Raw genomic sequence first — 12653 nt, 5'->3', positions numbered from 1 at the left:
ACATGGCCAATCCCAATGTTGAAACCGTGAACGCCAACAGCGGCAAGTGGATGCTCGGCGTCGCGGTGCTGCTGGTGGTTGCCGGTGTCATCGGTTTCTATGCACTAGCACAGCAACCGTCTTATGTACGTGGCGCTGCGCTGTTCGGCGGCATTGCACTGGGTATCGTGGTTGCGCTGGTGTCGGCACCAGGCAAGGACTTTATCGGGTTCGCCAAGGAATCGTACCGGGAAGTTCGCAAGGTCGTCTGGCCGACGCGCAAGGAGTCCGGGCAGATGACGGGACTGGTCTTCGTCTTTGTCGTCATCATGGCACTGTTCCTGTGGTCGGCGGACAAGCTCATCGAGTGGATCGTCTTCTCGCTCGTGTTGGGCTGGAAATAAGAGGTAGCACATGACGGATAACGCTCAGCAGGAAACCACCGCGCCGGAATCGCCTTCGTCGAAGAAGCGCTGGTATGTCGTGCATGCCTACTCCGGTATGGAGAAGAGCGTGCAACGCGCGCTGCAGGAGCGCATCGAGCGCGCCGAGATGCAGGACAAGTTTGGCCGCATCCTGGTGCCTTCCGAAGAAGTCGTGGAAATCAAGGGCGGGCACAAGTCGGTCACCGAACGCCGTTTCTTCCCGGGCTACGTGCTGGTGGAAATGGAAATGACCGACGAAACCTGGCACCTGGTGAAGAACACCAGCAAGGTCACCGGCTTCGTGGGCGGCGCCCGCAACCGCCCGAGCCCGATTTCGCAGCGCGAAGTCGACAAGATCATGACCCAGATGCAGGAAGGGGTCGAGAAACCGCGTCCCAAGACGCTGTTCGAAGTGGGCGAAATGGTGCGGGTCAAGGATGGCCCGTTCACCGACTTCAACGGCAACGTCGAGGAAGTGAACTACGAGAAGTCGCGCCTGCGCGTCTCGGTCACGATCTTCGGGCGCGCAACGCCGGTCGAGCTCGAGTTCGGCCAGGTCGAGAAGGTTTAAGGAATTTGCCGGCTGCAGCCTGAAAGGGCGGCAACTGGCAACGGCGACGCTGCCCCGGTGGCGGCGCCAAGAGGAGCGTGAGGCCGTGCCGACGGTGCGGCGACAGCGCGTTACGACTCAACAGGATCGCATCCCGAAAGAGCGATCCGGATTGGAGTAGAGATGGCCAAGAAGATCATTGGCTTTATCAAGCTGCAGATTCCGGCTGGTAAGGCAAATCCCTCCCCGCCCGTTGGTCCCGCACTGGGTCAGCGTGGTCTGAACATCATGGAGTTCTGCAAGGCGTTCAACGCCCAGACCCAAGGCATGGAGCCTGGTCTGCCGGTGCCGGTGGTGATTACCGCCTTCGCCGACAAGAGCTTCACGTTCGTGATGAAGTCGCCCCCCGCGACCGTGCTGATCAAGAAGGCAGCCGGCGTGACCAAGGGTTCGCCGAAGCCGCACACGGACAAGGTTGGCAAGATCACCCGCGCCCAGGCTGAAGAAATCGCCAAGGCCAAGAACGCTGACCTGACCGCCGCCGACCTGGACGCCGCCGTGCGTACCATCGCCGGTTCGGCTCGTTCGATGGGCATCACCGTGGAGGGTCTGTAAATGGCTAAGGTTTCCAAGCGCGTCGCCGCCAACAAGGCGAAGATCGAGCGTACCAAGTTCTACCCGATCGACGAGGCCCTGGGCCTGGTGAAGGGCTGCGCCTCGGCGAAGTTCGACGAATCGATCGATGTGGCCGTGCAACTGGGCATCGACGCCAAGAAGTCGGACCAGGTGGTTCGTGGCTCCGTGGTGCTGCCCGCCGGTACCGGCAAGTCGGTGCGCGTGGCTGTGTTCGCCCAGGGTGAGAAGGCCGAAGCCGCCAAGGCCGCCGGTGCTGACATCGTCGGCATGGAAGACCTGGCTGAGCAAGTCAAGGCCGGCAACCTGAACTTCGACGTCGTGATCGCTTCGCCGGACACGATGCGTATCGTCGGTACGCTGGGCCAGATCCTGGGCCCGCGCGGCCTGATGCCGAACCCGAAGGTTGGCACCGTGACCCCCGACGTGGCCCAGGCCGTGAAGAACGCCAAGGCCGGTCAGGTCCAGTTCCGTGTCGACAAGGCCGGCATCATCCACGCCACCATCGGCCGTCGTTCGTTCGAAGACACCGCGCTGAAGAGCAACCTGGCGGCGCTGCTGGACGCGCTGGTCAAGGCCAAGCCGGCTACCAGCAAGGGCGTGTACCTGCGCAAGGTTGCCGTCTCGTCGACCATGGGCGTTGGCGTGCGTGTCGACCAGGGTACGCTGGCTGCCTGAGCTGACGGCAAATTGCTGACCGGAACCCGATAACGCTGGTCGGCAAGAAGAATTGAAGACCCTGGCCAATGGCGGGGGTCGTCTCCGGACCGCGAGGGATGGAGCAAGGCTTTGGGCAGTGGTGTCCGGCCGGATGCGCAAGCATATCGGCGGGCACTGCTGGTTATCAAAGACCGCTGGTGTCCTTGTCTGCGGCAGTGATGCGGAAAGGGCTTAATCGGTCGGAACGTGCGGGAAGGCTTCCCAGCCTGAGCGACGTCTTCCGGCCAGCCAGCGCAGATGGCGCACCCGAAGGGATTGAAGAAGCCGGGCACTGCCCCGGTCGATTCGGGCCAATCGGACGCCGTTCGTTTGTGCTGACGTGAAGGCTCCGGTATTGCCGGAGAGACAGCGTCATTTTGGAGCTTAACCGTGCCACTCAATATTGAAGATAAGAAGGCCGTCGTTGCTGAGGTCTCGGCGCAAGTCGCCAAGGCCCAGACCATCGTCGTGGCCGAATATCGCGGCATTGCGGTTGGCGATCTGACCAAGCTGCGTGCTGCCGCTCGCCAGCAAGGCGTGTACCTGCGTGTTCTGAAGAACACGCTGGCCCGCCGTGCCGTCGAAGGTACGCCGTTTGCAGGCCTCGCAGAGCAGATGACCGGTCCGCTGATCTACGGTATTTCCGAAGATGCAGTGTCGTCGGCCAAGGTTCTGAACGACTTCGCCAAGACCAACGACAAGCTGGTCCTGCGCGCTGGGTCGTATGACGGCAAGGTTCTCGACGCTGCCGCCGTGAAGGCGCTGGCCTCGATCCCGAGCCGCGACGAACTGATTGCTCAGCTGCTGGGCGTGATGCAGGCACCGGTGTCGGGCTTCGCCCGTCTGCTGGCTGCACTGGCTGCCAAGAACGCAGAAGGCGCTCCCGCGGAAGCGGAAGCCGCCGGCGCCTAAGGCAATCCAGGCCTCGCATCGAAAGATCGCATTACCGATACCGAATCAAATCTAGTAGGAGTATTTCAAATGGCAATCACCAAAGACGACATCCTGGAAGCCGTTGGCGCGATGTCCGTGATGGAACTGAACGACCTGGTCAAGGCGTTCGAAGAGAAGTTTGGCGTGTCCGCCGCTGCCATGGCCGTGGCTGCTGCCCCGGGCGCTGCCGCTGCTGCTGCCGAAGAACAGACCGAATTCAACGTGATCCTGGCCGAAGTCGGCGCCAACAAGGTTGGCGTGATTAAGGCTGTTCGCGAAATCACCGGTCTGGGCCTGAAGGAAGCCAAGGATCTGGTCGATGGCGCACCGAAGCCCGTCAAGGAAGGCGTGGACAAGGCCGCTGCTGCCGAAGCCAAGAAGAAGCTGGAAGACGCCGGCGCAAAGGTCGACGTCAAGTAATGCAGTGCTCGCGTGCCCTTGCGGCACGCGAATGGGGCTGGCAAAGGGAAATTCCCGGCGCCAGCCTTTTTGCGCTTGTGCGATTGTGTTTTAGTCACCACTCCGCACAGCAACAAAGTCGTAAAAAGTGATGTTTGCGATCCCCGGCAGGACTTGATTTGCCGGCGATTCAGCAGAGGCCAAACATCAGTGGCACACTAAGGGGTTGCTGCTGATGTTTGTCTTCTGAACCGACTGCAGAAGACAAGTTTGGTCGGGTGTCCCCCGGGCGAGTACAGGCGTTGCGCTGATGCGACGACCACACCGCCCGCAGCGTGCGGACACCGTCAGCCAGAGGTTGGTAGCGGCCAACCGCCAAATCCCCTCCCAGTCGCTGAACACCTCAGGCGCGGCCAGGTCCAGCCGTCCTGCGATGATTCGGAGATCCCATGGCGTACAGCTTCACCGAAAAGAAGCGCATTCGCAAAAGTTTTGCGAAGCGTGCGACGGTACATCAGGTTCCATTCCTGCTTGCCACCCAGATTGAATCCTACACCCAGTTCTTGCAAGCGGAAACGCCGACCGCGCGTCGCAAGACTGAAGGCCTCCAGGCCGCTTTCAACGCAATTTTCCCGATCTCCTCGCATAACGGGCTCGCCCGTATGGAGTTCGTCTCCTATCACCTGTCCAACCCGCCGTTCGACGTCAAGGAGTGTCAACAGCGTGGCCTGACCTTCCACTCGGCCCTGCGCGCCAAGGTTCGCCTGATCATCAACGATCGCGAGAATCCTGGCAAGGTCAAGGAAGTGAAGGAACAGGAAGTCTACATGGGCGAAATCCCACTGATGACTTCCACCGGTTCGTTCGTGATTAACGGCACCGAGCGTGTCATCGTCTCGCAGCTGCACCGCTCGCCGGGCGTGTTCTTCGAGCACGACAAGGGCAAGACCCACAGCTCGGGCAAGCTGCTGTTCTCGGCACGTATCATCCCCTACCGCGGTTCGTGGCTGGACTTCGAATTCGACCCGAAGGACATCCTGTACTTCCGCGTCGACCGCCGCCGCAAGATGCCGGTGACGATCCTGCTGAAGTCGATCGGCCTGACCCCGGAACAGATCCTCGCGCACTTCTTCGTGTTCGACAACTTCACGCTGCAGTCGGAAGGCGCGCAGCTGGAGTTCGTGCCCGAGCGCCTGCGCGGTGAAGTCGCACGCTTCGACATCGCCGACAAGAACGGTCGCGTGGTGGTCGAGAAGGACAAGCGGATCAACGCCAAGCATATCCGCGACCTGGACTCGGCCGGCACCAAGCTGATCAGCGTGCCGGAAGACTACCTGCTGGGCCGCGTGCTGGCCAAGAACATCATCGACCCGGATACCGGCGAGGTGATTGCCAACGCCAACGACGAGCTGACTGAAACGCTGCTGGAAAACCTGCGCGAAGCCGGCGTCAAGCAGATCCAGACCCTGTACACCAACGACCTGGATCAGGGCCCGTACATGTCGCAGACCCTGCGCGTGGACGAGACCGCCGACCAGACCGCTGCGCGTATCGCGATCTACCGCATGATGCGCCCGGGCGAGCCGCCGACCGAAGAAGCGGTGGAAGCGCTGTTCCAGCGCCTGTTCTACAGCGAAGAGTCGTACGACCTGTCGCGCGTTGGCCGCATGAAGGTCAACAGCCGCCTGGGCCGCCCCAGCGGCGAAGGCGCCATGGTGCTGCAGGACGAGGACATCCTCGAGACCATCAAGATCCTGGTCAACCTGCGCAACGGCAAGGGTGAGGTCGATGACATCGATCACCTGGGCAACCGTCGCGTGCGTTGCGTCGGCGAACTGGCCGAAAACCAGTTCCGCGCCGGCCTGTCGCGCGTGGAGCGTGCTGTCAAGGAACGTCTGGGCCAGGCCGAGACCGAGAACCTGATGCCGCACGACCTGATCAACTCGAAGCCGATCTCGTCGGCGATCCGCGAGTTCTTCGGTTCGTCGCAGCTGTCGCAGTTCATGGACCAGACCAACCCGCTGTCCGAGATCACGCACAAGCGCCGTGTCTCCGCACTGGGCCCGGGCGGTCTGACGCGCGAGCGCGCCGGCTTTGAAGTCCGCGACGTGCACCCGACCCACTATGGCCGCGTGTGCCCGATCGAAACGCCGGAAGGTCCGAACATTGGTCTGATCAACTCGCTGGCACTGTACGCGCGCCTGAACGAGTACGGCTTCCTGGAAACCCCGTACCGCAAGGTCGAGAACAGCAAGCTGACCGACCAGGTCGACTACCTGTCCGCTATCGAGGAAGGCAAGTACGTGGTGGCGCAGGCCAATGCAACCGTCGACGCCGAAGGCATCCTCACCGACGAACTGGTGTCGGCGCGTGAAGGCTCCGAGCGTGAAACCCGTATGGTCACGCCGGACCGCGTGCAGTACATCGACGTGGCGCCGTCGCAGATCGTGTCGGCCGCTGCCTCGCTGGTGCCGTTCCTGGAACACGATGACGCGAACCGTGCACTGATGGGCGCGAACATGCAGCGTCAGGCTGTGCCTTGCCTGCGTCCGGACAAGCCGCTGGTCGGTACCGGCATCGAGCGCACCGTTGCGGTCGACTCGGGTACGGCCGTGCAGGCGATGCGTGGCGGTGTGGTCGACTATGTCGACGCGATGCGTATCGTGATCCGCGTGAACGACGACGAAGCCGTGGCCGGTGAAGTCGGCGTGGACATCTACAACCTGATCAAGTACACGCGCTCGAACCAGAACACCAACATCAACCAGCGTCCGATGGTCAAGGTTGGCGATATCGTTGCCCGCAACGATGTGATCGCCGACGGCGCCTCGACCGACCTGGGTGAACTGGCACTGGGCCAGAACATGCTGGTGGCGTTCATGCCGTGGAACGGCTACAACTTCGAGGATTCGATCCTGATCTCGGAGCGTGTGGTGGCCGAAGACCGCTATACCTCGATCCACATCGAGGAACTGTCGGTCGTTGCCCGCGACACCAAGCTGGGACCGGAAGAAATCACGCGGGATATCTCGAACCTGGCCGAAGCCCAGCTGGCTCGCCTGGACGAGTCGGGCATCACCTACATCGGCGCTGAAGTTGAAGCCGGCGACGTGCTGGTGGGCAAGGTCACGCCGAAGGGCGAGACCCAGCTGACCCCGGAAGAGAAGCTGCTGCGCGCGATCTTCGGCGAGAAGGCATCGGACGTGAAGGACACCTCGCTGCGTGTGCCCTCGGGCATGAGCGGCATCGTGATCGACGTCCAGGTCTTCACCCGCGAAGGCGTGACCCGCGACAAGCGTGCCCAGTCGATCATCGACGACGAACTGAAGCGCTACCGCCTGGACCTGAACGACCAGCTGCGTATCGTGGAAGGCGACGCGTTCCAGCGTCTGGAGCGCCTGTTGCTCGACAAGACCGTCAACGGCGGTCCGAAGAAGCTGGCCAAGGGCGCCAAGCTGACCAAGGAGTACCTGGCCGATATCGACAAGTACCACTGGTTCGACATCCGCCCGGCCGACGAGGACGTGGCTGCCCAGCTGGAAGCCGTCAAGGAAGCCATCGAGCAGAAGCGTCACGAGTTCGACCTGGCCTTCGAAGAGAAGCGCAAGAAGCTCACGCAGGGCGACGAACTGCCGCCGGGCGTGATCAAGATGGTCAAGGTGTACCTGGCCGTCAAGCGCCGCCTGCAGCCTGGCGACAAGATGGCAGGCCGTCACGGTAACAAGGGTGTCGTGTCCAAGATCACCCCGATCGAAGACATGCCCTACATGGCCGACGGCACGCCTGCCGACATCGTGCTGAATCCGCTGGGCGTGCCTTCGCGGATGAACGTGGGTCAGATTCTCGAGACGCACCTGGGCTGGGCCGCGCGCGGTCTGGGCGAGCGCATCGGCAACATGCTGAAGGCGCAAGCCAAGGCAGCCGAAGTTCGCAACCTGCTCACGCAGATCTACAACGAGAGTGGCAAGGTCGAAGACCTCGACAGCCTGTCGGATTCGGAAGTCCTGGAACTGGCCGAGAACCTGAAGAAGGGCGTGCCGTTCGCGACGCCGGTGTTCGATGGTGCGCATGAGGACGAAATCCGCCGCATGCTGGACCTCGCCTATCCGGAAGAGATTGCGAAGGAGAAGGGCCTGACTGCTTCCAAGCAGCAGGTCACGCTGCACGACGGCCGCACCGGCGAAGCGTTCGAGCGTCCGGTCACGCTGGGTGTGATGCACATGCTGAAGCTGCACCACCTGGTCGACGACAAGATGCACGCACGTTCCACCGGCCCGTACTCGCTGGTGACGCAGCAGCCGCTGGGTGGTAAAGCCCAGTTCGGTGGCCAGCGTTTCGGTGAGATGGAAGTGTGGGCACTGGAAGCCTACGGCGCATCGTATGTGCTGCAGGAAATGCTGACGGTCAAGTCCGATGACGTGAACGGCCGTACCAAGGTGTACGAGAACATCGTCAAGGGCGAGCACTCGATCGACGCCGGCATGCCGGAATCGTTCAACGTGCTGGTGAAGGAAATCCGCTCGCTGGGTATCGACATCGATCTCGATCGCTACTGATCGGGCAGGTGAGGGGAGCCGGTTGCGGCCGGCTCCCTGTCGACGAAACAGCGGCAAGGATTTCCCACAGGATGAATGCCATCGACCCGGACAGATTCCGGGGCGGTGGCGAAACAAGGAGTTGCAATGAAAGCATTGCTCGATCTCTTTAAGCAGGTTCAGCAGGAAGAGCAGTTCGACGCGATCAAGATCGGCCTGGCCTCGCCCGAGAAGATCCGTTCGTGGTCGTACGGCGAAGTGAAGAAGCCGGAAACGATCAACTACCGTACCTTCAAGCCGGAGCGCGACGGCCTGTTCTGCGCCAAGATCTTTGGCCCGATCAAGGACTACGAGTGCCTGTGCGGCAAGTACAAGCGCCTGAAGCACCGTGGCGTGATCTGCGAGAAGTGCGGCGTTGAAGTGACGCTGGCCAAGGTGCGCCGCGAGCGCATGGGCCACATCGAACTGGCCGCGCCGACCGCGCACATCTGGTTCCTGAAGTCGCTGCCGTCGCGTCTGGGCATGGTGCTCGACATGACGCTGCGCGACATCGAGCGCGTGCTGTACTTTGAAGCATTCGTGGTGCTCGAACCCGGCATGACCCCGCTCAAGAAGAGCCAGATCATGTCGGAGGACGACTACCTGGCGAAGTGCGACGAGTACGGCGAGGGCGAGTTCGTCGCCATGATGGGTGCCGAGGGCATCCGTGAACTGCTGCGCGGCATCGACATCGAGAAGCAGATCGAACAGATCCGCGCCGAGCTGCAGGCCACCGGTTCCGAAGCCAAGATCAAGAAGTTTGCCAAGCGCCTGAAGGTGCTCGAGGCCTTCCAGCGTTCGGGCATCAAGCCCGAGTGGATGATCCTCGAAGTGCTGCCGGTGCTGCCGCCCGAGCTGCGTCCGCTGGTGCCCCTGGACGGCGGCCGCTTTGCGACCTCGGACCTGAACGACCTGTATCGCCGCGTCATCAACCGTAACAACCGCCTGAAGCGTCTGCTGGAACTGAAGGCGCCTGAAATCATCGTGCGCAACGAAAAGCGCATGCTGCAGGAAGCAGTTGACTCGCTGCTGGACAACGGCCGTCGCGGCAAGGCGATGACCGGCGCCAACAAGCGTCCGCTGAAGTCCCTGGCCGAAATGATCAAGGGCAAGGGCGGCCGTTTCCGTCAGAACCTGCTGGGCAAGCGCGTCGACTACTCGGGCCGTTCGGTCATCGTGGTGGGCCCGACGCTGAAGCTGCACCAGTGCGGCCTGCCCAAGCTGATGGCGCTCGAGCTGTTCAAGCCCTTCATTTTCCACAAGCTGGAAACGATGGGCATCGCCACCACCATCAAGGCGGCGAAGAAGGAAGTCGAAAGCCAGACGCCGGTGGTGTGGGACATCCTCGAAGAGGTGATCCGCGAGCACCCGGTGATGCTGAACCGTGCGCCGACGCTGCACCGCCTGGGTATCCAGGCGTTCGAGCCGGTGCTGATCGAAGGCAAGGCCATCCAGCTGCACCCGCTGGTCTGCGCGGCGTTCAACGCCGACTTCGACGGTGACCAGATGGCTGTCCACGTCCCGCTGTCGCTGGAAGCGCAGATGGAAGCCCGCACGCTGATGCTGGCCTCCAACAACGTGCTGTTCCCGGCCAACGGCGACCCGTCGATCGTCCCGTCGCAAGACGTGGTGCTGGGTCTGTACTACACGACCCGCGACAAGATCAACGGCCGCGGCGAGGGCATGACCTTCGCCGACATCAGCGAAGTGATCCGCGCCTACGAGAACAAGGAAGTCGAGCTGGCTTCCCGCGTGAACGTGCGTATCACCGAGTATGAGCTGGTCGACAAGGACGCCGAGGGCGACGCCCGTTTCGCACCCAAGATCACGCTGCAGGCCACCACGGTCGGCCGCGCGATCCTGTCCGAGATTCTGCCGAAGGGGCTGCCGTTCTCGGTGCTGAACAAGCCGCTCAAGAAGAAGGAAATCTCGCGCCTGATCAACACCGCGTTCCGCAAGTGCGGCCTGCGCGAGACCGTGATCTTCGCCGACAAGCTGCTGCAGTCGGGCTTCCGCCTGGCAACCCGCGCCGGTATCTCGATCGCCATCGACGACATGCTGGTGCCGCCGCAGAAGGAAAAGATCATCGCCGAGGCCTCGGCCAAGGTGAAGGAATACGACAAGCAGTACATGTCGGGCCTGGTGACCGACCAGGAGCGCTACAACAACGTCGTGGACATCTGGGGCGCCGCCGGCGACCAGGTGGGCAAGGCGATGATGGAGCAGCTCCAGCACGAAGACGTGGTCGACCGCGAAGGCAAGACCGTGAAGCAAGAGTCGTTCAACTCCATCTACATGATGGCCGACTCGGGCGCACGGGGCTCGGCAGCGCAGATCCGCCAGCTGGCGGGGATGCGTGGCCTGATGGCCAAGCCGGACGGCTCGATCATTGAAACGCCGATTACGGCGAACTTCCGTGAAGGCCTGAACGTTCTGCAGTACTTCATCTCGACCCACGGCGCCCGTAAGGGCCTGGCCGATACGGCACTGAAGACCGCGAACTCGGGTTACCTGACTCGTCGTCTGGTCGACGTGACGCAGGATCTGGTCGTGGTGGAAGACGATTGCGGCACCTCCAACGGCGTGGCCATGAAGGCCCTGGTCGAAGGCGGTGAAGTGATCGAAGCCCTGCGCGACCGTATCCTCGGCCGTGTGACCGTGGCCGATGTGGTGAACCCGGAAACCCAGGAAACCGCGATCGAAACTGGCACGCTGCTGGACGAAGACCTGGTCGAGCTGATCGACGCGATCGGCGTGGACGAAGTCAAGGTCCGCACCCCGCTGTCGTGCGACACACGCTACGGCCTGTGCGGCAAGTGCTATGGCCGCGACCTGGGCCGCGGCGTACTGGTGAACTCCGGCGAAGCGGTTGGCGTGATTGCCGCCCAGTCGATTGGTGAGCCGGGCACGCAGCTGACCATGCGTACGTTCCACATCGGTGGTGCGGCATCGCGTGCGGCAGTGGCATCGAGCGTGGAAGCCAAGGCAACCGGTACCGTGCGTTTCACGGCGACTATGCGTTACGTCACCAATGCGAAGGGCGAACTGATCGTCATCTCGCGTTCGGGCGAGGCGCTGATCACCGACGACCACGGCCGCGAGCGCGAACGCCACAAGATCCCGTACGGCGCCACGCTGCTGGTGCAGGACGGCCAGGCCATCAAGGCTGGCACGCAGCTGGCCACGTGGGACGCGCTGACTCGCCCGATCGTTTCGGAATACACCGGTACGACCAAGTTCGAAAACGTCGAAGAAGGCGTGACCGTCGCCAAGCAGATGGACGAAGTGACGGGCCTGTCGACCCTGGTGGTGATCGACGCCAAGCGCCGCACGGCTGCAACCAAGGGCATCCGCCCGCAGGTGAAGCTGCTCGACGCCAGCGGCCAGGAAGTGAAGATCCCGGGCACGGACCACTCCGTGACCATCGGCTTCCAGGTCGGCGCGCTGATTACCGTGAAGGACGGCCAGCAGGTGCACGTGGGTGAAGTGCTCGCGCGTATCCCGACCGAATCGCAGAAGACCCGCGACATTACCGGTGGTCTGCCGCGTGTGGCCGAGCTGTTCGAAGCGCGTTCGCCGAAGGACGCCGCCGTGCTGGCGGAAGTCACCGGCACGACCTCGTTCGGCAAGGACACCAAGGGCAAGCAGCGCCTGGTCATTACCGACCTGGACGGCAATGCCCACGAGTTCCTGATCGCGAAGGAAAAGCAGGTGCTGGTGCACGACGGCCAAGTGGTGAACAAGGGCGAAATGATCGTGGAAGGTCCGGCGGATCCGCACGACATCCTGCGCCTGAAGGGCATCGAAGAGCTGGCGCACTACATCGTGGACGAAGTCCAGGACGTGTACCGTCTGCAGGGCGTGAAGATCAACGACAAGCACATCGAAGTGATTGTTCGTCAGATGCTGCGCCGCGTGCAGATCGCCGATGTCGGCGACACCAAGTTCATTCCGGGTGAACAGGTGGAGCGTTCGGAACTGCTCGACGAGAACGACCGCGTGATCGCCGAAGGCAAGCGTCCGGCTACCTACGAGAACCTGCTGCTGGGTATTACCAAGGCGTCGCTGTCGACCGACAGCTTCATCTCGGCGGCATCGTTCCAGGAAACCACGCGCGTGCTGACCGAAGCCGCGATCATGGGCAAGACCGACGACCTGCGTGGTCTGAAGGAAAACGTGATCGTCGGCCGCCTGATCCCGGCCGGTACCGGCCTGGCCTACCATCGTGCCCGCAAGGCGCGCGAGGCCTCCGAGCGCGAACGCGCCCAGGCGATCGCCGAAGAAGAGCAGTCGCTCTTCATCGAGCCGGCGCCGGTGGTGCAGGCGACGACCGAAGGCGAAGGCGACAACGTCTGAACGCAGTAAGCTGTTTGCCGCCGCAAGGCGGCCCGAAAGCCCGGCTGATCCAGCCGGGCTTTTTTTCGCCTGCACGCGGCGTTTGCTTTCGTGAGAAACGTCGGA

The 12653-nt window shown here is 62.5% G+C and carries 8 protein-coding genes; all 8 read left to right on the top strand.

The genetic code is table 11. The features are described 5' to 3' along the window. Positions 1-2 precede the first annotated feature (2 nt). The 8 genes from secE (at position 3) to rpoC (ending at position 12548) form a co-directional block, all read left to right on the top strand. Positions 3-383, top strand: a complete 381-nt coding sequence (gene secE / locus ABNX08_RS19875) for a preprotein translocase subunit SecE (protein ID WP_022536872.1) — start codon at positions 3-5, stop codon at positions 381-383. A gap of 10 nt (positions 384-393) precedes the next feature. Then, positions 394-975: a transcription termination/antitermination protein NusG gene (gene nusG / locus ABNX08_RS19870; protein WP_010810468.1), complete on the top strand. Its 582-nt coding sequence runs from the start codon at positions 394-396 to the stop codon at positions 973-975. Positions 976-1137: 162 nt separating this feature from the next. Next, positions 1138-1569: a 50S ribosomal protein L11 gene (gene rplK / locus ABNX08_RS19865; RefSeq protein WP_011299323.1), complete on the top strand. Its 432-nt coding sequence runs from the start codon at positions 1138-1140 to the stop codon at positions 1567-1569. Then, positions 1570-2265 (top strand): 50S ribosomal protein L1, encoded by a 696-nt coding sequence (gene rplA, locus ABNX08_RS19860; RefSeq protein WP_022536871.1) that lies wholly within the window; start codon positions 1570-1572, stop codon positions 2263-2265. A gap of 411 nt (positions 2266-2676) precedes the next feature. After that, entirely contained in the window at positions 2677-3198 is a 522-nt protein-coding gene (rplJ, locus tag ABNX08_RS19855) for a 50S ribosomal protein L10 (protein WP_022536870.1), read from the top strand. 69 nt (positions 3199-3267) lie between these two features. After that, complete coding sequence (gene rplL / locus ABNX08_RS19850; RefSeq protein WP_022536869.1) at positions 3268-3639, top strand: 50S ribosomal protein L7/L12; 372 nt, start codon at positions 3268-3270, stop codon at positions 3637-3639. A 428-nt stretch (positions 3640-4067) separates the two neighbouring features. Next, positions 4068-8174: a DNA-directed RNA polymerase subunit beta gene (rpoB, locus tag ABNX08_RS19845; RefSeq protein ID WP_022536868.1), complete on the top strand. Its 4107-nt coding sequence runs from the start codon at positions 4068-4070 to the stop codon at positions 8172-8174. A 126-nt stretch (positions 8175-8300) separates the two neighbouring features. Then, positions 8301-12548, top strand: a complete 4248-nt coding sequence (gene rpoC, locus ABNX08_RS19840) for a DNA-directed RNA polymerase subunit beta' (protein ID WP_022536867.1) — start codon at positions 8301-8303, stop codon at positions 12546-12548. Positions 12549-12653: the final 105 nt, after the last annotated feature.

It is taken from the genome of Cupriavidus sp. DF5525 (assembly GCF_040149425.2).
GTDB classification, from domain to species: Bacteria; Pseudomonadota; Gammaproteobacteria; order Burkholderiales; family Burkholderiaceae; genus Cupriavidus; species Cupriavidus pickettii_A.
This window is presented reverse-complemented; position numbering and strand designations above follow the sequence as displayed.